The sequence below is a fragment of the Rhizobium sp. NPDC090279 genome (genome assembly GCF_044769665.1).
Taxonomy (GTDB): Bacteria; Pseudomonadota; Alphaproteobacteria; order Rhizobiales; family Rhizobiaceae; genus Rhizobium.
Window position 1 is genome coordinate 247,981 of the sequence record NZ_JBIVYI010000001.1, and the last position, 22,385, is coordinate 270,365.

The 22,385-nt window shown below is 61.1% G+C and carries 20 protein-coding genes and 2 riboswitches; of the genes, 11 read left to right on the plus strand and 9 right to left on the minus strand.

Going from position 1 to position 22,385, the window contains the following annotated elements:
• The first annotated feature begins 4 nt into the window (after positions 1 to 4).
• From ACIQWP_RS01150 to ACIQWP_RS01160, 3 genes are read left to right on the plus strand one after another with little or no spacing between them, the layout of a single operon-like run.
• The gene (locus ACIQWP_RS01150; protein WP_402781073.1) at positions 5 to 1,765 is read left to right on the plus strand and encodes an ATP-binding cassette domain-containing protein; all 1,761 of its coding nucleotides are present in this window, start codon (positions 5 to 7) and stop codon (positions 1,763 to 1,765) included.
• Positions 1,762 to 2,913, plus strand: coding sequence for an ABC transporter permease (locus ACIQWP_RS01155; protein ID WP_402781076.1), 1,152 nt, complete (start codon positions 1,762 to 1,764; stop codon positions 2,911 to 2,913). Before ACIQWP_RS01150 ends, ACIQWP_RS01155 begins: the two co-directional genes overlap by 4 nt.
• Positions 2,914 to 2,915: 2 nt before the next feature.
• Entirely contained in the window at positions 2,916 to 4,037 is a 1,122-nt protein-coding gene (locus tag ACIQWP_RS01160) for an ABC transporter permease (RefSeq protein ID WP_402781079.1), read from the plus strand.
• Between the two features lie 54 nt (positions 4,038 to 4,091).
• Here the strand turns inward: ACIQWP_RS01160 and ACIQWP_RS01165 are convergent, their stop codons facing one another.
• Positions 4,092 to 4,580 carry a RidA family protein gene (locus ACIQWP_RS01165; protein WP_402781082.1) on the minus strand — a complete coding sequence of 163 codons (489 nt, stop codon included), beginning with the start codon at positions 4,578 to 4,580 and terminating at the stop codon, positions 4,092 to 4,094.
• Positions 4,574 to 5,299 (minus strand): SDR family NAD(P)-dependent oxidoreductase, encoded by a 726-nt coding sequence (locus ACIQWP_RS01170; RefSeq protein WP_402781085.1) that lies wholly within the window; start codon positions 5,297 to 5,299, stop codon positions 4,574 to 4,576. Before ACIQWP_RS01170 ends, ACIQWP_RS01165 begins: the two co-directional genes overlap by 7 nt.
• 177 nt (positions 5,300 to 5,476) lie before the next feature.
• On the opposite strand from ACIQWP_RS01170, the gene ACIQWP_RS01175 reads away from it, so the two are divergent.
• A complete protein-coding gene (locus ACIQWP_RS01175) occupies positions 5,477 to 6,379 on the plus strand; it encodes a LysR family transcriptional regulator (RefSeq protein ID WP_402781088.1) in 903 nt (300 codons plus the stop codon).
• 63 nt (positions 6,380 to 6,442) lie between these two features.
• Here ACIQWP_RS01175 and metE read toward each other — a convergent pair whose 3' ends face one another.
• The 6 genes from metE to ACIQWP_RS01205 form a co-directional block, all read right to left on the minus strand.
• On the minus strand, positions 6,443 to 8,809 hold the full coding sequence (gene metE, locus ACIQWP_RS01180) for a 5-methyltetrahydropteroyltriglutamate--homocysteine S-methyltransferase (protein WP_402781091.1): 2,367 nt from the start codon (positions 8,807 to 8,809) through the stop codon (positions 6,443 to 6,445).
• 92 nt (positions 8,810 to 8,901) lie between these two features.
• Positions 8,902 to 9,117: riboswitch (cobalamin riboswitch) on the minus strand.
• 54 nt (positions 9,118 to 9,171) lie between these two features.
• Positions 9,172 to 9,951: a class I SAM-dependent methyltransferase gene (locus tag ACIQWP_RS01185; RefSeq protein ID WP_402782692.1), complete on the minus strand. Its 780-nt coding sequence runs from the start codon at positions 9,949 to 9,951 to the stop codon at positions 9,172 to 9,174.
• 4 nt (positions 9,952 to 9,955) lie between these two features.
• Positions 9,956 to 10,720, minus strand: a complete 765-nt coding sequence (locus ACIQWP_RS01190; protein ID WP_402781094.1) for an ABC transporter ATP-binding protein — start codon at positions 10,718 to 10,720, stop codon at positions 9,956 to 9,958.
• Complete coding sequence (locus ACIQWP_RS01195) at positions 10,717 to 11,754, minus strand: FecCD family ABC transporter permease (protein ID WP_402781097.1); 1,038 nt, start codon at positions 11,752 to 11,754, stop codon at positions 10,717 to 10,719. The genes ACIQWP_RS01190 and ACIQWP_RS01195 overlap by 4 nt, the downstream gene beginning before the upstream one ends.
• A gap of 4 nt (positions 11,755 to 11,758) precedes the next feature.
• On the minus strand, positions 11,759 to 12,775 hold the full coding sequence (locus ACIQWP_RS01200) for an ABC transporter substrate-binding protein (protein WP_402781100.1): 1,017 nt from the start codon (positions 12,773 to 12,775) through the stop codon (positions 11,759 to 11,761).
• A 163-nt stretch (positions 12,776 to 12,938) separates the two neighbouring features.
• Positions 12,939 to 13,194, minus strand: a riboswitch (cobalamin riboswitch).
• 80 nt (positions 13,195 to 13,274) lie between these two features.
• The gene (locus ACIQWP_RS01205) at positions 13,275 to 14,369 is read right to left on the minus strand and encodes a GGDEF domain-containing protein (RefSeq protein WP_402781103.1); all 1,095 of its coding nucleotides are present in this window, start codon (positions 14,367 to 14,369) and stop codon (positions 13,275 to 13,277) included.
• A gap of 598 nt (positions 14,370 to 14,967) precedes the next feature.
• Here ACIQWP_RS01205 and ACIQWP_RS01210 point away from each other — a divergent pair.
• From ACIQWP_RS01210 to copC, 5 genes are all read left to right on the plus strand, one after another.
• Positions 14,968 to 15,372, plus strand: coding sequence for a hypothetical protein (locus tag ACIQWP_RS01210; RefSeq protein ID WP_402781106.1), 405 nt, complete (start codon positions 14,968 to 14,970; stop codon positions 15,370 to 15,372).
• Positions 15,373 to 15,599: 227 nt separating this feature from the next.
• The gene (locus ACIQWP_RS01215; protein WP_402781109.1) at positions 15,600 to 16,973 is read left to right on the plus strand and encodes a PepSY-associated TM helix domain-containing protein; all 1,374 of its coding nucleotides are present in this window, start codon (positions 15,600 to 15,602) and stop codon (positions 16,971 to 16,973) included.
• A gap of 61 nt (positions 16,974 to 17,034) precedes the next feature.
• Positions 17,035 to 17,514, plus strand: coding sequence for a copper chaperone PCu(A)C (locus tag ACIQWP_RS01220; RefSeq protein WP_402781112.1), 480 nt, complete (start codon positions 17,035 to 17,037; stop codon positions 17,512 to 17,514).
• Positions 17,504 to 18,100, plus strand: coding sequence for an SCO family protein (locus tag ACIQWP_RS01225; RefSeq protein ID WP_402781115.1), 597 nt, complete (start codon positions 17,504 to 17,506; stop codon positions 18,098 to 18,100). Before ACIQWP_RS01220 ends, ACIQWP_RS01225 begins: the two co-directional genes overlap by 11 nt.
• Before the next feature lie 136 nt (positions 18,101 to 18,236).
• The gene (gene copC, locus ACIQWP_RS01230) at positions 18,237 to 18,605 is read left to right on the plus strand and encodes a copper homeostasis periplasmic binding protein CopC (protein WP_402781121.1); all 369 of its coding nucleotides are present in this window, start codon (positions 18,237 to 18,239) and stop codon (positions 18,603 to 18,605) included.
• Between the two features lie 111 nt (positions 18,606 to 18,716).
• Here the strand turns inward: copC and ACIQWP_RS01235 are convergent, their stop codons facing one another.
• Complete coding sequence (locus ACIQWP_RS01235; RefSeq protein WP_402781124.1) at positions 18,717 to 19,367, minus strand: TetR/AcrR family transcriptional regulator; 651 nt, start codon at positions 19,365 to 19,367, stop codon at positions 18,717 to 18,719.
• Between the two features lie 123 nt (positions 19,368 to 19,490).
• On the opposite strand from ACIQWP_RS01235, the gene ACIQWP_RS01240 reads away from it, so the two are divergent.
• Positions 19,491 to 20,690, plus strand: coding sequence for an HlyD family secretion protein (locus tag ACIQWP_RS01240; protein WP_402781127.1), 1,200 nt, complete (start codon positions 19,491 to 19,493; stop codon positions 20,688 to 20,690).
• A gap of 17 nt (positions 20,691 to 20,707) precedes the next feature.
• The gene (locus ACIQWP_RS01245) at positions 20,708 to 22,303 is read left to right on the plus strand and encodes a DHA2 family efflux MFS transporter permease subunit (protein ID WP_402781130.1); all 1,596 of its coding nucleotides are present in this window, start codon (positions 20,708 to 20,710) and stop codon (positions 22,301 to 22,303) included.
• Positions 22,304 to 22,385: the final 82 nt, after the last annotated feature.

Sequence of the window (22,385 nt, forward strand, 5' to 3'; positions counted from 1 at the left end):
TGCCATGAGCACCGGCGATCCCTCGGTGATAGCAAGGAATGTACGCAAGACCTTTCGCCGGGAAACAGGTGAAACGGTAGAGGCGCTTGCCGATATCTCGCTCGATGTTCGCAAGGGAGCGCTGACTGCGCTCGTCGGCCCGGATGGCGCCGGCAAGACGACATTGTTGCGGCTGGCATGCGGCCTCATCGCACCGGATGGCGGCAGTTTGCAGGTGATCGGCGTCGATATCGCCAAAGAGCCGCAGCATGTCCAGGATCGGATCGGCTACATGCCGCAGAAGTTCGGTCTTTACGAAGACCTGAGCGTTCAGGAGAACCTCGATCTTTACGCCGATCTGCATGGCGTCACGCAATCCCAGCGCGACGAGGTCTATCCGCGCCTCTTCGAAATGACGCAGCTCGGCCGGTTCAAGGAACGGCCGGCGGGAAAATTGTCTGGCGGTATGAAGCAGAAACTCGGCCTTGCCTGTACACTGGTGCGCGCACCCGAACTGTTGCTCCTCGACGAGCCTACGGTCGGCGTCGACCCGCTGTCGCGGCGCGAGCTTTGGGACATCGTCTTCAAGCTCGTCAAGGAGGACGGGCTCTCGGTGATCGTGGCGACGTCGTACCTCGACGAGGCGGAACGCTGCGAGCACGCCGTGCTCATGCATGCGGGCAAGATTCTCGATCAAGGCCCGCCCGCCGAGATTACGGCAAAGGCTACAGGTTGCTGCTTCATGGTCGGCACTCCCGAGCACATGCCGGCGCGGTCCCTGCAGGCGCGTCTTTTCGCGCTGCCCGGTGTTGTCGATGCCGTGCCGGAGGCCGGGCGCGTGCGGATCGTGCGCAAGCCGGGTCAGAAGGATGAGCCGCTGCGGCTGGACGGCACGAAGCTTGAGACGGAAAGCGTGGCGCCACGCTTCGAAGATGCCTTCATGATGCTGTTCGATGCCGTTGCCGGAGATGCCGAGCGCAAAGGTCATGAAGGCGCTGCGTCGGACAATCGCTATGGCGACGAAACGGTTGTGCAAGTTCGAGACCTCGTTCGCACCTTCGGGGATTTCACCGCCGTCGACCATGTCAGCTTCAGTGTCCGCAGGGGCGAAGTCTATGGCCTGCTCGGCCCGAACGGGGCGGGAAAAAGCACGACCTTCCGGATGCTTTGCGGCCTGCTTCCCGCAAGCAGCGGCACATTGATGGTCGCGGGCTCGGATCTGTTGACGGCAGGAGCGAAGGCGCGAGAGCGACTCGGCTATGTCGCGCAGAAGTTTTCGCTCTATGGCCAGCTGAGCGTCGACGAGAATCTGGAGTTCTTCGCAAGCGCCTATGGACTGCGCAGCAACCGCCGCAAGGACAGGATCACCGCCTTGAAGAAGCAGTTCGAGCTCGACCAGTTTTCAAGGCTGCCGAGCGGGCAGCTCCCAGGCGGCTTCAAGCAGCGACTGGCGCTCGCCGCCGCCCTGCTGCACGAGCCGGATATTCTCTTTCTCGACGAAGCCACGAGCGGCGCCGATCCACTGGCAAGACGACAATTCTGGGGCCGGATCACCGCTCTGTCCGAACAGGGCGTGACCATCATCGTAACGACGCATTTCATGGAAGAGGCCGAATATTGCGACCGGATCATCATCCTCGATGCCGGCAAGAACCTGGCCGAAGGAACGCCGGTGGAAATCCGCGCCCATGCGGGCGCCGATGACGAGGCGGCTGCGACGATGGAGGAGGCCTTCATCACGATTGTCGAGAAGGAACGGCGCAGACAAATGGAGAAGGCGGCATGAACCAATCCGTCAACGGACCCGGCCAAGGGTTTCGCGCAGCCTTGCGCCGCATCCGCGCCCTCATCCGCAAGGAGACCTGGCAGCTCCTGCGCGACCCGAGCAGCATCGCCATCGGCATCGTCATGCCCGTGGCGCTGCTGATCCTGTTCGGGTATGGCATCAATCTCGACGTCAAGAACGTTCCCGTTGCGATCGTGATGGAGGAAAATTCCGCCGAGGCGCGCGGACTGGCATCGGCCTTCGAGCTCTCCAGCTATTTCTCTCCGAAGCCCGTCAAGACGATGGCCGAAGCCGAGAAGATGCTCCTGTCATCCAAGGCCAGGGCGATCCTGCGGATTCCCTCCGATTTCGCGCGCAAGATCGCTCAGGGAAACGGCGAGGTGCAGGTGGTCGTCAATGGCAGCGATGCCAACACCGCCCGCATTTCGCTAAGCTATGCCGAAGCCGCGGTCGGCGTCTGGGCCGCCAAGGAAGCCTCCCGCGGAGCGACGCCCGCCGGCAGCAGCGTGACGATCCAATCCCGGCTCTGGTTCAACGAAGCCAATGACAGCAGCTATTTTCTCGTCCCCGGCCTCGTCGTCCTCGTTATGACGCTGATCGGCGCGCTTCTGACCGCCCTCGTCATGGCACGCGAATGGGAGCGCGGTACCTTCGAGGCACTGTTCGTGACACCGGTGCGCTCGAGCGAAATCCTGCTCGGCAAAACGGTTCCCTATTTTCTGTTGGGGCTCGCCGGGCTCGCGCTCTGCGTCGTCGGCAGCCGGCTGCTCTTCGGCGTGCCGCTGCGCGGATCGCTGCTGATCCTTACCGTCGTCTCCATGCTCTACCTTCTGGTCGCTCTCGGACTTGGCCTTGCCATATCCTCGATCACCAAGAGCCAGTTCATCGCAAGCCAGGTGACCGTTCTCGTCACCTTCCTGCCGGCCATGATGCTTTCGGGCTTCATGTTCGATCCAAGGAGCATGCCCTTGGCCGTACAGATCATCACCTACATCTTCCCGGGCCGGTATTTCGTCACGCTCCTGCAAACCCTGTTTCTCGCGGGCAACATCTGGAGCGTCATCCTGCCCAATGCCGCCGTGCTCGCCGGCATGGCCGCGGCACTTCTGGCGCTTGCCGTGCGAATGACCCGCAAGAGGATCGCCTAGCCATGTTGATCGCATCCTTTCTGCGCATCCTGACCCTGATCCGCAAGGAGCTCCTCGTCATCCTGAAGGACCCGAGAAGTCGGGCAAGCCTCGTCGTCCCACCGATCCTTCAGTGCCTGATCTTCGGCTACGCCGCCACGTACGACCTCAACACCGTGCCCTATGCGCTCGTCGACCAGGACAGGACGACCTCGTCGAGGAACTTGGTCGCGAAGCTCGAGGGATCGGGCATCTTCGAGAGGGTAGCGACGCTGACGCAGACGGGCCAGGCCATCAGGCTGCTCGACACCAAGCAGGCCGTGCTGATCATCGTCATCGAGCATGATTTCGAAAGGCAGCTGGAAGCGGGGGCTGTCGGCACCGTGCAGGTCATCGCCGATGGCAGAAATTCCAACACGAGCGGCATCGCGCAAGGCTATGCCAACACGATCGTCGGCGATTTCACCGCCGACTGGCTCGCGCAGAAGGGCAGTTCCGGCAGCGCCGTGCAGGTCACGACCCGCGCCTGGTACAATCCGCAGCTGGAAACGCGGTGGAGCATGGTGCCCTCACTCATCGGGACGATCACAATGCTGATGACGATGATGCTGACCGCCATGTCCGTCGCCCGCGAACGCGAGGAGGGAACCTTCGACCAGCTGCTTGTGGCACCGTTCACGCCGACCGAGATCATGATCGGCAAGGCCGTCCCCTCGATGATCGTCGGCATCACCCAGGCATCGACGATCCTGCTGGTGGCCCTGTTCTGGTTCCGCATCCCGTTTGCCGGCTCGTTCCTGACGCTCTATCTCGGGCTGAGCCTCTTCCTCGCCGCGGCGATCGGCTTCGGACTGTTCCTGTCGTCCATTGCCGCCAACATGCAGCAGGCAATGATCCTCTGCTTCGTCTTCCTCATGCCGTTCATGCTGCTCTCCGGCCTGATGTCGCCGACCGACAACATGCCGGAAATTCTCCAATATGCGACGATGATCAATCCGCTGAAATATGCGATCAACATCACCCGCGGCGTCTATCTTGAAGGTGCGGGCCTCGATACGCTGCTTCCGGATATGCTGGCCCTCGTCGCCATCGCCGCCGCGACGATGCCGATTGCGGCCTGGATGTTCCGCCATCGCTTGAACTAGGCGTATTCGTTGCAGCGCCCCGATCCGAACCCTGTTCGACCGGGGCGACGCTTCTCAATCTGCAACTTCGAGCACGAGCTCGATTTCAACCGGTAGGCCGAGCGGCAGGCTGGCGACGCCAAGGACCACGCGACCCGACAATAGCTGGGGGCCGAAGACCTTGAGGAGCAGTTCGGAGGCTCCGTCGGCGACCCTCGGATGCTCGCGAAAATCGCCTTGCGTCGCGATGTAGACACCGAGCTTGGCAACCGCGATCACTTTGTCGAGCGAACCGAGATGCTCCTTGATTGCCGACAATGCGCTGAGAGTGGCAAGCTCGGCTGCCTTGTATCCATCCTCTACGGAGAGTTCGCCACCGAGACAGCCAACATATTGCGGCCTGCGATCGATGACCGGCAGCATGCCGCTCAGGAACAAGAGCTTTCCGATCCGCACCGCCTCGACATAGGCACCGAAGGGTGTCGGAGGCGGAGGCAGTACCACGCCAAGATCCATAAGCCGCTGTTCTGCGCCAGCGGCGAGCGCTGCGACCGCGCCTACCATTTGCCCAGATGCGCGCCGCCGTCGACGTTGAGCACCTCCCCGGTTATGCGCGGGGCCTCGGTCAGAAAGAGCACCGCGTCGGCGATTTCCTGCGCAGCGGAAATGCCCGGCATCGGCGACAAAGTCTTGAGGAAATCCTTGGGATTGTCCTTGTGCAGCGGCGTGTCGACCACGCCGGGCGCAACCGTATTCACGCGGATACCGTCTTTCGCATATTCGAGGGCGATGTTCTTCGACAGCGCCTCGATGCCGCCCTTCGTGGCCATCGCAACGGAGGCGTTGATACCCGCGATCGGATGATCGACCAGAGGCGTCGTGATGCTGACAATGCTGCCGCCGGTCTTCTGCTTCAGCATCTGGCGTACGGCGAGCTGCGTCAGATGGATGAAGCCCTCCAAGTTGGTGGAGGCGAGCCGACGGTAATCCTCGGCCGTATAGTCGACGAACGGCTTGGTGAAGAAGATGCCGGCATTGTTGACGAGCGCATCGATCGTTCCGAAGCGAGCGAGAGCGGCTTCGACGACGCGCTCAGCCGTGGCAGGCTCGGCTATGTCACCATCAACACGAACCAGCCTTTCGGACGCCTTGATCTCGCCGGTCTGGCTGACGCGTCGCGAGGTTGCGACTACATTATAGCCGCGGTCGAGGAAGCTATTGGCAATTGCCGCGCCGATGCCCTGCGAGGCGCCTGTTATCAGTACCGTTTTTCCTGCTTGCATTGTCATTCTCCTTTGCACGAAGCGACCTCATCGTCGCGCGCCGCTTTGAATGGCTGCGTGATCGAGAGTGGATGAGGCGTTTGGCTTGCTCTCGTGAAAGGAATATGCCCACTTCATCTTTATGCGATTAGATGGAAATATCTGGAATCAATTTTTCATCTATGCAAAAATCATGACATGACGGATCTGAACGATATCGCGATTTTTGTGAAGGTGGCGCAGTTCGAGAGCTTCAGTCGCGCCGCTCGCGCTCTCGGCATGCCGGTTTCCACCGTGAGCCGAAGGGTAACCGCGTTGGAAGAGCAATTGGGCGTCACGTTGCTGCAGCGCACGACGCGCAAATTGAATCTTACGGCGCAGGGACGCGCCTATTTCAACCAGTGCAGCGAACCGCTCAGCCATCTCCATGATGCCGAGCGAGTGCTCGTTGACACACAGAGAAAGCCGGAAGGGCTTCTCCGGATATCGGCTCCCGTGGTCCTGAGCCAAGAGCCGTTCTACGATTTCATATCCGATTTTCTGAAAACCTATCCGCTCATCCGGATCGATCTCTTCATCACCAATACGTTTCTCGACCTGATTGCCGAGAATGTCGATCTCGCCATCCGCTTCGGTGAATTGCGGGATTCGACCATCATCGCGCAGCGCATCGGCAAGAGCGTGCGTTACGTCGTGGCGACACCAGACTATCTTCGCGGCCGGCCCCTGCCCGTCAAACCCGAGGATCTCAGCGAGCACCAATGCATCCTGATGAATAGCCGCAACAACGAAGCCGAATGGCATCTGGTCAGCGGCCGCAAATCGGCGAAAGTCCAGGTTTCAGGGCCGCTCTCGAGCCGCGACTTCCAGTCCGTGAGCGCATTCACCTACAAGGGGCACGGCATAGGCCTGCTATCTTCGAACTACTGCGATGAGCGCATCGAACGCGGCGAACTCGTTCGCCTTCTGCCCGAGTGGACCTCGCCTGAAATCTTTCTGCACGCAGTCTATCAGACGCGGCGCTTCATTCCCTTGAAGCTGCAGGTCTTCCTCGATGCGCTGAAGGCCTGGAAATCCCCTCTTTGGATACCGCTTCGCTAACGCCAAACGGAAAGGGGGAAGCCGGCCCCTCGAGCCGGCTTCGAGATATCAACAGGCGGCGATCTAGGCGACCGCAGCCTGGCCTTCGGCCTTTGTATGCAGCTGCCGCAGGCTGCGGGCAGCCTCCACCATGTTGATAAGCGCCGGCTTCACTTCCTCCCACTTGCGGGTCTTCAGTCCGCAATCGGGATTGACCCACAACTGCTCGTCCTGAAGGCGCTTGCGCGCCAGCGACAGGAGATCAGTCATCTCCCTGACCTCGGGAATGCGCGGCGAATGGATGTCGTAGACGCCGGGGCCGATCTCGTTCGGATATTTGAAGTTCCGGAAGGCATCGAGCAGCTCCATCTTCGATCTCGATGTCTCGATGGAGATGACATCGGCATCCATCGCGGCGATGGCGACGATGATATCGTTGAACTCCGAGTAGCACATATGCGTATGGACCTGGGTTTCGTCCGCAACACCGCTGGAGCAAAGGCGGAAGCATTCGACCGCCCACTCCAGATAGGCCTTTCGGTCCTTGTGACGCAGCGGCAGACCCTCGCGAAGAGCCGCTTCATCGATCTGGATCATTTTCGCACCTGCCTTCTCCAGATCGACGACCTCGTCGCGGATCGCCAAGGCAATCTGCCGGCACGTTTCGCCGCGCGGGAGATCGTCGCGAACGAAGGACCAGTTGAGGATCGTGACCGGCCCCGTCAGCATGCCCTTTACCGGCTTTTGCGTCAGCGACTGGGAATAATCCCACCAGCGAACGGTCATCGGATTCGGCCTGAAAACATCACCGAAGATGATCGGCGGACGAACGTAGCGCGAGCCGTAGCTCTGCACCCAGGCGTGCTGGGTGAAGGCGAAGCCGGAAAGCTGCTCGCCGAAATACTGCACCATGTCGTTACGCTCGAATTCGCCGTGCACAAGCACGTCGAGGCCGATTTCCTCCTGCCAGCGGATGGTCGCCTCCGTTTCCTTGCGCAGGAAGGCCTCGTAATCGACATAGCTCAGCGTGCCCTTGGCATGGGCCGAGCGGGCCTTGCGGACCTCCGGCGTCTGCGGGAAGGAGCCGATCGTCGTCGTGGGGAAGAGCGGCAGCCGGATGGCACCGGCCTGAAGCGCACGACGCTCCGCAAAGGCGCTGTTACGCCGTTTCATGCCGGCATCGATGCCCGCGATGCGGCCCTGCACCAGCGGATCGGTGACCTTCGGAGAAGCGGCGCGGGCGGCGATAGCCTTCGATGCTGCCTCGACCTCGGCCGATACAGCAGCTTTTCCTTCGGCAAGGCCACGACCCAGCACCGAAAGCTCGGAAAGCTTCTGGGTAGCGAATGCCAGCCAGCTCGTCAGATCGGCATCGAGAGCCGTCTCAAGCTCGAGATCGATCGGAACATGCAGCAGCGAGCACGACGGCGCCACTTCGACGCCCTCGATACCGCGGGCAGTGACGATCGGCTGCAGTCGGTTGATGATCGAGGCAAGATCCGCCCTCCAGATATTGCGCCCATCAATGACGCCAAGCGACAGGACCTGCCCCTTGCGGACGGCTTTCGAAACATCGTCGAGCTGCTCCGGAGCCCGGACCAGATCGACATGCAGACCGGCGACCGGCAGGTCGGCAACGGCGGCAAGATTGCCCGAAAGACCGCCGAAATAGGTCGCTAGCATGATCTTCAGGCCCGGCACGGCCTTCGTCAGCACCTTATAGGCAACGGAGAAGGCATGACGCTCGCCCTCGGTCAAATCGAGGACGGCGATCGGCTCATCGATCTCAACCCAATCGGCGCCGGCAGCGGCGAGACGACGCAGCAATTCCGCGTAAACAGGAAGGAGTTTCGCCAGCAGGTCCAGCGGCTTGAAGGTTGCCGGGCGAGCCTTGGCGAGCTTTAGGAAGGTGACGGGACCGAGGATGATCGGACGCGTGTGGATGCCGAGCGCCTTTGCCTCCAGGAAATGGTCGACCGGCTTCTGCGACGTCAGGCTGAATTCCTGATCCTCGGAGACTTCCGGCACCATGTAGTGATAGTTCGTGTCGAACCACTTGGTCATCTCAAGCGCCGGGACGCCGTGGCCTTGATGCACATGGCCGCAATCGGCGTGGCCGTCGCCCTGGCTGCCGCGCGCCATGGCGAAATAGGCCGACAGCGAGACATCCCCGCCCTTCCAGCCGTAGACGGACGGAACCGCGCCGACCATCACGGCCGTATCGAGCACGTGATCATAGAAGGAGAAGTCGTTGGAAGGGATGCGCGTGATCCCCTTGTCGCGCTGGAGCGACCAGTTTTCGGCCCGGAGCCTCCTGGCCGTTTCGATGAGCTCGTTTTCAGGGATTTTTCCGGACCAAAAGCCTTCGAGCGCGAACTTGAGTTCGCGGTGGCGGCCGATCCTTGGAAAGCCGAGCGATGCAACTGGAATGCTGTTCTGTGACACTGTCATACCCCATTGGTTTGTGGGGGCATGGGTAAAGCGGACGCGTGCGAAAACGGTCCTTCAAGACCGTCGCAGCAACCACCGGGACACCCCGCCCGTGGACGTTATTTTGTCCTGGCAGGTCTCCTGGCTTGCGGGTCGGCGCCTCTGTCCGTCTTCCCAAGGCTCATCGCCTCAGTGACATTATGGACAGTGGCTCGCCGCTTACAGTTGCGGGGGCAGCTCCGGCATAGCCGACATGTCGGCGCACCGTATTCCCTCTTAGCCCTGAGACGGTCAAACCATCCCAGAGAACCATGACGGGTGAATTCTCACCAATGGCGCGGCAAAGTCAATAGATATAAACAAATCTTTATATGTTTATTTGATTAGGTCAATAAGCGCGAGCAGACGAGGATGAAGCGGCGATAGACGAAGGTCCGCAGCTTGTTTCTCAAATTCGCATTCTTCCGCTGCGCTTTCGCGATGGGCGCATGCGATTGCAACTGAATGTCGGCAAAGCCGGCAGCCTTTAGAAGCGGGGCCAGCGCATCCGCGCGCAATCCGGCGCCGAAAGGCAGCGCTTCCATGATGCGCGCGTGGCGGCTGCTGAGAGCTCCGTCATAGTTCTTGTCTGCGCCAATCAAACGGTCGATCAGCGCGATCAACCGTGTCGCGATCTGGCCGCCCGGCTTCGGCTTTGCCCAATCGCCATCGAAGATCACCAGGCGCCCGCCGGGCTTCAGCAGCCGAAACCATTCCTTGAGAGTTTCCTCCGGCCGCGTCAGCGTCCAGACCAGATGACGGCAGACGATGGCATCATAGGTCTCATCCGGCTCCATCGTCTGTTCGGCATCGGCGAACAAGAACCGGAGGCGCGGCTTGCCCGCGTGCTTCCTACGTGCGACGGCAAGCATCGCCTCGGAGAAATCCAGTGCAGTCACCTCATGGCCGAGATCGTGGATCAGGCGCGTTACCTCCCCTGTTCCGCAGGCAAGTTCCAGCACGCGCTTCGGCCGAGGGCCAAGCGCGGCGCGGATCGGCTCCTGCCAGGCGTCAGCCTCCGGCCCGGGCGCAATTTTATGGCCGAATGCGAGATCAAAGGTCTCGGAGCGCTTCGACCAATAATCCCGGATCTCTTCCTTGAGATCGAAATTGGCGCCATCCATGGGTTCAGCCCGCCATGTATTGAATATTGCAGCGGCCATGGACCGAGGACTTCTGCACATGCGCACGCACGCCGAAAACCCGCTCGATCAATTCCTGCGTCAATACCTCTTCCGGCGGCCCGGCCGCGACAACCTCGCCCTTCTGCAACACGGCAAGGCTGTCGCAGAACATCGCTGCCAGATTGAGATCGTGCAGCGCGACGATCGAGGTCACATCGAGCTTGGAGACCAGGCCGAGAATATCGAGCTGATGCTGGATATCGAGATGGTTCGTCGGCTCATCGAGCAGCAGTTCGCTCGGGGTCTGGGCAAGAGCTCTCGCGATATGGACGCGCTGCCGCTCGCCACCGGAAAGGGTCTGCCACAGCTGCCCGGCACGACCCTGCATGCCGACGCGCGCAAGCGCATCCGAAACCGCCGTATCGTCGTGAGCGCTCCAGGCTGACAGCGGACCGCGATGCGGCGTGCGGCCGAGACGCACGACATCCATCACGGTCACCTGGGTATCGGTCGTCGCCTGCTGTTCGACAAGCGCGATGCGGCGAGCGATATCGCCACGCGAGATGGAGGTGATATCGCTGCCGCCAAGCCGGATGACGCCGCTTCTGACCTTCCTCAACCGGCAGATCAGCCGCAGCAGGCTGGATTTCCCGGAACCGTTCGGCCCGAGAAGGCCAAGGACCTTGCCCTTTTCCACCGCCAGGCTGACACCGTTGACGATCAGAGTATTGCCGGCCGCGAAGGTCACCGTATCCACAGCGATGCTCATGCCGTCCTCCGGGCGCGATAGAGAATGATGGCAAAGGCCGGAGCCCCGAAAAGGGCAGTAACCACACCGATCGGCAGAATCTGCTGGGGGATGATGACCCGCGAAACGATATCGGCGCCGACCATGAAGATGGCGCCGGCCAGGGCCGCAGCCGGCAGCAGCCGATCATGGCTCGGCCCCACCGCGAAACGGGCGGCGTGCGGGATGACCAATCCGACAAAGCCGATGGAACCGACGATGCTGACGACCGCTGCCGTCATGAACGCCGTCACCCCGAGCAGAACGATCTGCGCGCGTCTGACCGCAATGCCAAGCGAGGCAGCCGCGTCCGTGCCGAAGATGAAGGCGTCGAGCACGCGGACATGTGCCATGCAAATGGCAAAGCCGACAATGGCGACCGGCCCTGAAAGATAGACATCCGGCCAGCGCACGCCGCTCAACGAGCCGAGCAGCCAGAACATGACGCCCCTTGCCTGTTCGGCGTTGGCCGAGGTGGTGACGATGTAGGAGGTGAGCGCGTTGAAAAGCTGCGAGCCGGCGACGCCGCAGAGAATGATGCGCTCGCTCGTGCCGCCGACGCCAGCCGCAAGCAGACCGACAAGCAGGAAGGCGACGACCGCGCCGAGGAAGGCGCCGCCGGAAAGCCCCAGAATGCCGTAGCCAAGTCCGAGGATCATGATGCAGACCGCGCCGGTCGAGGCGCCGGCCGAGATGCCGAGCACATAGGGCTCGGCCAGCGGATTGCGCAACAGGGCCTGCAAGATCACGCCGCTCAGCGCCAGCGACGCACCCGTGCTGGCGGCGACAAGCGCCCGGCTCAGTCGATAATCCCAGACGATACCCTGGTGAATCCGGCTCAGTTCGAAACTCGTTCCGAACATCCGGTTCGCGATCGCCTTGGCGGTCGTCGACAGCGGGATCGAAATCTCGCCGATCGATACGGCGAGACTGATCATGAAGGCGAGAAGGACGACCGCCGCCATGCCAAGCGCTAAAAGTGCCCACCATGACCGTCGTTCTGCAACGAGGCGCATATCGTTACTGCGCCAGGCCGAAGGACTTGATGCCCTTGGCCAGGATTTCGATGCCGTCGATGGTGCGGATGGTCGGGTTCATCGACTGCGCATCCATCATGACGAAATGCTTGTTCTTGACGGCATCGAGCTGGCTGGTGACCGGGTCTTTTTCAAGGAAATCGACCTTGACCTTCGGATCGTCAGCGGCATAGCGGCGGCGGTCCATCGTGGCGATGACGATCACGGCCGGATTGGCCTGAGCGATCGTCTCCCACCCGACGAGCGGCCATTCCTCTTCCGTCGTCACGACATTCTTGGCTCCGATCGTCTTCAGAATATAGGCCGGTGCGCTGTTCTTGCCGGCGATGAAAGCATCGCCGCTGACTTCCTTGCTGGAAAACCAGAAGACGATCGGCAGGTCCTTGGACTTTGCGCCTGATATCGAGGCAACCGCATCCGCTTCGCGTTTCTTCAGGTCTGCGATCAAGGCATCGCCGCGGTCGCTGACGTCGAAGATCTCAGCGAGTTCATGGACCTCCTGGTAGACCAGGTCCATCGAGAACAGTTCCTTGCGCACCCCGTCGCCGCCATCGGTGTTGACCTTGGCGACACAGTCCGTCGGCGCGATATAGGTGTTGATGCCAAGCTCGGAAAACTGCTCGCGCTTGCCGACGGAGCCCTGCGGGCCGACATGCCACTCGAATTCGGCGGCGACGACATCCGGCTCCTTGCCGACAACGGATTCGAAGCTTGGATCATTATCGGCAAGCCGCGGGATCTTCGCATTGGCTTCGGCATATTGCGGCAATACCGGGCCGACCCAAACGGCCGTTCCGGCGATCTTGTCGGCCAGGCCGAGCGACAGCAGGATTTCGGTCATGCCCTGCCCGATCGAAACGATCTTCGCCGGAGCCTTCTGGAACGTGACCTTCTGGCCGCAATTATTGATGGTGAGGGGATATTGGGTAGCGGCCAAGCCGGAGGTGGCAAAGCCGGCCAGCCCCAGTGCAAATGTAATGGTCGTCAAAAAATGGCGCATGAAAGATCTCTATAGGATAGGGAAACTGGGCGGTGTCAGCGCAATCGCGCTGATAAAGGCCGCCGCCGGTTGCGAAGATCCCAATCAAGGCCGATAGAGGTCGGATAATATCGAAGGCGCAGGTCAATCATTGTCTGTCCCTTCCGGGCATCCCCGCCCGGCTGATTGGATCGTGATCGACGGCAGGTCTCCTGGCTTGCGAATATCTGACAATCATCTGCCTTCCCGCAAGCTTCGCTGCAGTGGCATGGCTCAAAGCCTCGGGAGCGAACCGGCAAATGGTCGCCCCCGGATGATCGGCACTCCGCTTACAGTTGCGGGGGCAGCCACGGTCTAGGTCCCTTTTGGGTCGTCCTCACCGTGTTCCCTATTAATCCCCGCGGAGTCTTCCTTGGGGAACCGTCGCGTCCAGTTATTCCGGAGTACCCCTTTCCGTCAAGGACGCATGAAGGGCAAAAAGGCGCGAGCACATACTTATCGCCGGAGGCCACATGGCTGCCTAAGCAGCCTCTGCCAGTTCCACGCGGTTTCTTCCGCCCGCCTTTGCCCGATAGAGCGCCTTGTCGGCAGCCTCCAGCACATGTTTGAAATCCGTGGTCGGTTCGAGCGAGCAGGCAATACCGATGCTGACGGTGACATGGACGGCGTCCTGATCGAACATCAAGGTTGTGCCCTCGATGTCCCTGCGAATTTTCTCCGCGACGGCAGCGGCCGCCCTCATATCCGTGTTCGGCAGCAGGACGACGATCTCTTCGCCGCCATAACGAGCGGCGATATCGGTCTTGCGCACCGTTTGCCGGATCACATCCGCCACCCGCGCCAGAACGGTGTCGCCGAAGGAATGGCCCCAGCTGTCGTTGATCTTCTTGAAATGATCGATATCGAGCATGATGATCGAAAAGGGGATGCGCCGCACGCCCGCTTCCTTGCTGCACCGATCGCCTTCACGCTGCAACACGCGACGGTTGGGAAGCCTTGTCAACGGGTCGAGGCTCGCTTCATTCTCCAGCGCGCGCTGGATGCCGATGCGATATTGTTCCCGCTGCAGCAGGTCCGACAGCAACATGACGCCAAGGATATTGACGATCGTTACCGGAAGCGTCGCCGAGAGGAGAAGCGCGTGCGCAACCGCCCACGGCAGAAAGAAGAGAACCACGAGCGAAGAGCAGGTCGCCAGACCGAACAGGGCCGAGCGTCTCCACCCCGTGCCCGTCCATTGCCGCGGTAAAAGGCTGAGCGCATAGCCCGCGGTCGCGACGATCACGATGCCGGCAATACCGCCCACCGCGCCCATGCCGCCGACCATAAACCGAAACAGGGCCATCATCGCCGCAGCGACAATGGTTCCCAGCAGGCCGCCATAGATCGGCGTGAGAACAAGGAGGATCGAGCGGCCGTCCTGAATGACGCCGGGCATCCACTGAATCGGATCGCCCATCGACAGGATGCCGACCAGCCCGAACAACAGACCGACGGCGACCGATTTCAAAGCGCCGCGCTCGACGATACGGATGACCCAGGAATAGGCATAGACAATGATTGCCACCTGGCCGAGGACGCGTATCAGCGAGACCAAATGTGTTTCAATTTCCATTGGCATTCCCAGTCCTCGCAACGAGCCGCAACGAATGACCTTCGTCGGCATAATCGAAGTCGCTGCGGGATACCACGCGATCTCCGCAAAATGGTTTACCAAGCCTCTCGCTGATGGGCGGTGTGGCAATATCGTCCAAGCGGGAACGGGGATTGAAGATCATCGTCACAATCGAACTTCTAAAGCAATGTGTCTCAGTATCGCTGGGTCCGGAACCTGTAATCCAGGCCAGATGGAGCCATGTGTCCTTCAGGGATCATAGGCCATCGAAGGAAACGAATGATGAAAGCCGACGCATCGAGAGATCGCCGGTACAGGGCGGGAGGCGAGTTACCAAAGCTGCTCATGATCGCCTTTCCGCCGAGCGCAATCTACAGATCCGAATGATCAACGCTATTTGGCGTCCGTTGTGGAGCGATCAAGGGCTGTTCGCCAATTTGCCATTCCCCAGCGTCGGCGGCGTGCCCTGGAAGACAGAGCCGCTTGGTAGACACCCACCTCCGCAAACTTCGGCTCGGCACGAATTGACGCATTGCGCTCGCAATGGGCCTGCCCTATGACTGCAGCCTTATCCGCGGATGCGGTGGTGGGGACAAGAATGCGGAAGACAATTTCGCGAACATGGCAGTGGAGCGCGCGCATCGTCTGCGCCGTGGCGCTGTTGCTTGTCGGCTTCGCCCATCAGCCAGTCGTTGCGACAGCGGATGACATATCTCCCATAGAGCTTGCCCAATACCGGCTGCCGGATGGGTCCCTGCCGATCCTCTGCATCACCTACAAAGATGCCGACGGCAAGGTGCATGGAAAGGCCTATGCGCCCGGATGTGAGGCCTGCCGGATCGCGTCGGCTGCGGTTCTGCCCACACCTCCTACCGAGATTTGCGAGCGCCTCGCCTCCCCGCGCGGAGAGGTCGTCGTCGCGAGGTCGGAAGCTTTCCATCGACAGCTTTATCCACCGAATACCGGCCCAAGAGCGCCCCCCATCCTCGACATCGTTGGCTGAACCGGCGTTGCAGCTTTCGCTGTGACGCCCGCCGTCAACGGCTGCCGTCATGCGCGACCCTCGGGTCGTAAGATCCGAAGATGGGTGTTCCCAGCTGAACTTTACCGAACGAGGCGGGCCGAGTGGTCCGGCTGGTCATGTGAAGAAGCTCACGACAAACGGCGAGCCATCGCCGCTCTCCCCGGATCGTCCGCTTGCGGCTGCCCACCGATCTTCGGAGGATTTTCATGTCTGCCTTAACCGCTGCGGAGCCCGCAGTCGCAGCAACCCATAATATATCGCTCTATCGCGCGATCTGGCGCTGGCATTTTTTCGCCGGTCTTCTCGTCATTCCTTTCATGCTCAATCTGGCGATCACCGGATCGCTCTACCTGTTCAAGGATCAGATTGCCGATACCTTCTATACGCACCGCCATATCGTCGCCGAGGCCGGCACGATGCTGCAGCCGCAGCAGATTGCCGATGCGGCGCTCGCAGCCTTTCCCGGCGCACGCGCAACCTCCTATCACGAGGCATCGGCCGCAGACCGCTCGGCCTGGGTGACGCTGTCCAAGGACGGCCGATCGACCATCGTCTACGTCAATCCCTATGACGGCGGCATCTTGGGCTCGGTCGACGCGAAAGACGAATTCGGCTGGGTCGTCAAGCGCATCCACAGTCTCGAATATTTCGGCAAATGGACCAATCGCCTCATCGAGATCGTCGCCGGCTTTGCCCTCGTCCTCGTGGTCACCGGCATCTATCTATGGTGGCCGCGCCAGCAGACCGGCGGCATACTCACCGTTCGCGGCAATCCATCGCGGCGCGTCTTCTGGCGTGACCTGCATGCCGTGACGGGAGCGCTTGCCGGCATCCTCATCTTCTTCCTGGCCTTCAGCGGCATGCCCTGGTCCGGCTACTGGGGCGCCAACGTCAATGCCTGGCTGACCGCGAATAATCTCGGCACACCGGCGGCGGTCTGGGACGACGTGCCGAAATCGACGAAGGTCACGCAGGATGTCGTCAGCCGCGCCGGCTGGGTCGTCGAAAACGCACCCGTTCCGCTGTCCGATATCGCGGCGGCGCAATCGGCAAGGCCGATCGATCTGAACAGGGCCGTCGACATCATCCATGGGCTTGGCATGATCGCCGGTTCCGACCTTGCGATCCCAGGGGATGAAACTGGCGTCTATACCGCAAGCCACTATTTCGGCGATCTCGGCAAGGAACGCACCGTTCATATCGACCAATATTCCGGCAGGCCGCTCGTCGACATTTCCTACGATCAGTATCCGGCGCTCGGCAAGGCGATCGAATGGGGCATCAATGTCCATCAGGGACAGGAATGGGGCCTCTTCAACCAGCTGCTGATGCTGGCTGCTTGTCTGGCGATCGTCCTTTGCTGCGTCTCGGCTGCAACCATGTGGTGGAAGCGACGGCCTGCCGGCCGCCTCGGCGTGCCGCCGATGCCGCCGCAAAAGTCCGTCTATATCGGCCTCTGGCTCATCGCCATCGTCTTCGGCGCGGCCTTCCCGCTGACGGGAGCAGCGATCGTCGTGATGCTGCTCCTCGATCAGCTCGTGGTTCGTTTCGTGCCGCCGCTCCGGCGCTTCTTTTCCTGACGAGATCGGGCGGAGCCGATGGTTCTGCCCGCCCCCTTTTTCCGGATCAAGGATATCGATCGTGTTAAAACGCGCTTTTGCTCTTGCCGCCTTCGGGCTGGCGTCCCTGCTGTCCTCCATCGCCCTTGCCGACGACGTCAAGGTCGGCAACCTCACCATTTCCGCTCCCTATGTCCGCGCCATGGTGCCTGGCGCTCCCGTCGGTGGCGGCTATGTGACCATCACCAATACCGGCGACACCGACGACCGGCTGATCGCGGCAAGCTCGCCACGCGCCGCGACAGTCCAGATTCACGAGATGAAGATGGACAATGACGTGATGATCATGCGCGAGCTTTCCGACGGCCTGCCGATACCGGCCGGCAAGACCGTCGAGCTCAAGCCTGGCGGCTATCATGTGATGTTCCTGAAAGTCGCCGAGCCCTTCCTTCAGGGCCAGACGGTGAGGGCAACGCTCAAGTTCGAAAAGGCCGGATCGATCGAAGTCGATTTCCCGGTCGGATCGATTGCGGCGAAAGGAGAGACACTCCATGTCAAATAGGCAGCGGTTCATCACGATGGCCGTCGCCCTGACGCTTGTCGTCGGCGCCGGCGTTATCGGCTACGCAACATTCCTCATGACGCCGCAGGTCCGGGCAGCCGGCAGCTTCGGTGCAGCCTTCACACTGACGGACGATCGCGGTCAGCCCATCACCGAAAAGGCCCTGTCGGGCCACCCCTCGCTTGTCTACTTCGGCTACACGCATTGCCCCGATGTCTGCCCAACCACGCTCTACGATATGGCGGGCTGGTTCAAGACGCTCGGACCGCAGGCCGACAGACTGAAGGCCTATTTCTTCAGCGTCGATCCGGAGCGCGACACGCCCGCGATCATGCACAGCTATACGGGCAATTTCACCGACCGGATCACCGGTATCACGGGCGATCCCGGCGAGATGCGAAAGGCCATCAAGGGCTGGCGCATCTATGCCAAGAAGGTGCCTAGTCCGGACGGCGGATACACCATGGATCACACCGCATCCGTGCTGCTGGTCGATGCCGGCGGCAATCTCAGCGGCACGATCGCCTATCAGGAAAATGACGATGTCGCACTGCAGAAGATCCGAAATCTGCTGCAGCAGAACTAATTCCGTGGCGCCCGAGCACCATCGGAAAATGAGAATTCCGTCCGGCTCAGCCGCCAACGGATATGGGCGATCGAGCGATCGCCATCACCCGATCCGCAGCCTTGCTGCTGGTCGTCAACATGATAAGGAAATCAAAATGCCCCCTATCAAGAAATTGCTCCTCGCTGCCGGCGCAATCAGCCTCGCCTTTGCCGGTCAAGCCATCGCGCATGCTCATCTAAAGTCGGCAGTCCCGGCGGCCGACGGCACGGTCAAGACCGCACCATCGGAACTCGACCTGACCTTCTCGGAAGGTCTCAATCTGAAATTCAGCGGCATCAAGGTGACGGGACCCGACAAGGCGGCCGTCAAGACCGGCAAAGGCATGCTGATGAACAAGGACACCACGTTGATGGTACCCGTGACCGACAAGCTGTCCGCCGGCAAATACACGGTCGAATGGCATGCACTCTCCACGGACGGCCACAAGACCAACGGAACCTATAGTTTCACCGTTTCGCCTTGACCGACCCGGAAGCTGCCCGCGATCGCGCGGGCGGCTTTCCCCCTAGCTGCAGGCTGGTCCCAAGCGCCGGCTTGACGCGGCGTGTGCCGTCGGATGGTCGCAGGCTCAGGGCTAGCTGGAAATGCAGCCTTTCAGGAAGATTGCTGCGCACTCCGTCGCGCGAATTCTGATTTCCTCGTCATCAGGCGCCTGTCGCTGGCCCAGCATGACGGCCCGCTGCGGCTCCATGGTCATCATTCCCCTGAGGAAGCCAGCAGCGCGGGAGATATCGGCAATGGTGATTGCCCCCTTGTCGCGCTGGCTGCGCAGCCACGTTTCGAAGACGGTGGTCGTGGCGACAATTGCCCGCTGATAGAACGACGCCGCGATTTCGGGAAAGCGATCGGCCTCGGCCACCGCAAGGCGATTGATCGCGATCGTTTCTGGGTCCAGCGCCAGACGGCCGTAGGCAATCAGGATTTGCTCGAGCTGATGATGCAGGTCCGGATGCTTGAGCAGCCCCTGGTCCACTTCCACGCTGAAACGAGCAATGCGATCGGTAACCACGGCATTGAAGATCTCGCCCTTGCCTTCAAACAGTCGATAGACGGTTTTGGTCGATACCCCCGCATCCTGCGCGATATCGTTGACGCATGCCGATGCGTAACCCGTGTCGAGAAACCGCTTTCGTGCCGACGAAAGCACGAGCGCCCTGGTCTCGTCGTCACCGCGAACCTGCGGTCGGCCTCGGGGCCGTTTCACGGTTGTTTGATTTAGGACCATAGTTATTTTCCAAAATCTAGTTGACTTGGATTATATAGCGCCTATTTTGGAAAATATCAAGTTTCCAAATAAAACTTGGCCGCTACCCCTGCCCGGCAGCGACCTTCTGTCAGGAGCAAGCATATGGCTAAGAATCTGCATGTCGTGACATCCGAAGACGCTTCCGCTGAAGCGCAGGAAGATGTCGAGTTGAAAGTCAAGGAAGGCGCGGTCTCCGAAGCCCGTCCGGAAGCGCCCCAGGGCCACGCCGGCATCGGTGCCACGACTGGTCGCAGCAGGACGCCTCGCCGCCTGATGTATGGCGTCGGTGCGATCGTCATCATTGCCGCCGCGGGCTATTACGGACATGATTATTGGCAAAACGGCCGCTTCCAGGTGTCGACTGACGACGCCTATGTGCAGGCCGACAATAGTTCGATCGCCCCGAAGATCTCGGGTTATCTCGCGGAAGTCCTTGTGAAGGATAATGAGACCGTGAAGGCCGGCCAGCCGCTTGCCCGCATCGACGACCGCGATTTCCGCGCGGCGCTCGACCAGGCCAGGGCTGACGTCGCCGCCGCGCAGGCAACGATAGAGGCCGACCAGGCCTCGCTGGATATTCAGCAATCGACGATTGCCGCAGCCCGCGCGACGCTGGACGTCGACAAGGCAAACGAGACCTTCGCCGAACAGAACAACAAGCGTTATGCGAGCCTCGCCTCCAACGGCTATGCAGCCGTGCAGACGGCGCAACAGGCGGCATCCCAGATCGCCGCAGCCCAGGCTTCGATCGTCAGGGATACCGCGACGCTGGAAGGCGCCGTCAAACAGGTCTCGCTCCTGAAAGCGCAGATCTCGCAGGCAACCGCCGCCCTGCAGAAAAACCAGGCGGTCCAGCACCAGGCCGAGCTCAACCTCTCCTATGCCACGATCGTCGCCCCCGTCGACGGCACCGTCGGCAACCGCACGCTGCGTATCGGCCAATATGTTCAGGCCGGAACGCAGCTGATGTCGCTCGTGCCGACCGATCAGGCCTATGTCGTCGCCAACTACAAGGAAACGCAGCTGACGGACGTCCATCCCGGTCAACCGGTGGATATCGAAGTCGACATGTTCCCGGGCAAGGTCTTCCATGGTCGCGTCGACAGCCTTGCGCCCGCGAGCGGCCAGGAATTCGCGCTCCTGCCGCCCGATAACGCGACCGGCAACTTCACCAAGGTCGTTCAGCGAATTCCGGTAAGAATAGCGCTAGACCCGCAGACCATGAACGGCGGCGAACTGCGCCCCGGAATGTCCGTCGAGCCGAGCATCAACACCAAAGCAGACGCCGCGCAGCAGAACTGACGGCGGGAGCCCCCACAATGTCGACGATTACAATCGATGGCCGTCCGATGCCGGCCGCTGCGGCACAGCCGCGCGCATCGACAAGAGAGTGGATCGCGGTCATGGCCGGCATGATCGGCGCGTTCATGGCGATCCTGAACATCCAGATCACCAATGCGTCCCTCCTCGATATCGAGGGAGGCATTGGAACTGGAGTGGACAATGGCGCCTGGATCTCGACCTCCTATCTGATCGGCGAGATCGTCGTCATTCCGCTCACCGCCTATCTCAGCGGCGTCTTTTCGTTTCGCCGCTACATACTGGTGAACTCGGTGTTGTTTCCGCTGTTTTCCCTGTCCTGCGCCTTCGCACACGATCTCGGGACGATGATCGTCTTGCGCGGCCTGCAGGGATTTGCCGGCGGCGTGCTGATTCCGATGGCCTTCACCATGGTGCTGACGAAGCTTCCGAAGCCGCAGCAGCCTCTTGGGTTGGCGCTCTTTGCGCTGTCGGTCACTTTCGCGCCGGCCATCGGCCCGACGATCGGCGGTTACCTGACTGAAAACTATGGCTGGCAGACGATCTTCTTCATCAATGCCGTGCCGAGTGCCGTCATGGTGGTGGCGTTGGCGCTGACGCTGGACAAGCAGCCGATGCAGCTGAAACTGCTGCGCGAAGGCGACTGGGCCGGCATCGTGACGATGGCGATCGGTCTGTCGGCGCTGCAGACGGTGCTGGAAGAAGGCAACAAGGACGACTGGTTCTCCTCGCCCTTCATCATCAGGCTCAGCATCATCGCAGCCGTATTCCTAACCCTCTTCATCGTGATCGAGCTCAAAGTTTCGAAGCCGCTGGTGAAATTGCAGCTGCTGAAACAGCGAAACTTCGGGCTCGGCGTGCTTGCGAACATCCTCGTCGGCGTCGCGCTGTTCGGGACAGTCTATATCCTGCCGCAATATCTGGGCCAGGTGCAAAAGTACAACGCCGAGCAGATCGGCAACGTCCTTGCCTGGACGGGCTTGCCGCAGCTGCTGCTGATCCCGCTGGTGCCGCTGATGATGAAGCGGGTGGACGTGCGCTGGCTCGCTTTCTTCGGCATCGCGGTCTTTGCGCTCAGCTGTTTCATGAACGTCACGCTTTCGGCCGATAATGCCGGAGACCAGTTCTTTATCCCGAACATCGTCCGTGCAATCGGCCAGGCTTTCGTCATCACGCCCGTCACCGCGATCACGACAGCCGGGATTGCTCCAGCGGACGCGGCCGCCGCCTCGGGCCTGACGAACATGCTGCGCAATCTCGGCGGCGCGGTGGGCACAGCCTCGCTTGGGACCATCCTGACGAAGCGCGAGCAGTTTCACTCCAACATCATCGGCCAATCCGTGACCCTTGCCCGCGATGAGGTGCGCGAGCGGATCGACCAGATGACTGGTTACTTCCTGTCGCACGGCGTCTCGGACCATCAGGTCGCCCAGCAAAAAGCGGTTATCGCTCTCGGCCAGATCATCAAGAGACAGGCGCTGATCATGGGCTTCAGCGACACCTTCGCCGTCATCGGCGTCGTGCTCGCCATTGCCGCGATCACCATGCTGTTCACCAAGCGCCCACAAACCGGCGGCGGCGCAGGCGCCCACTGAACCATGCGGGTTCACGCGCAAGCCGTACCGCGATCTGCAAGAGCAATGTGCCTCAATGGCGTCCGGAAACTCCCGGGCGCCG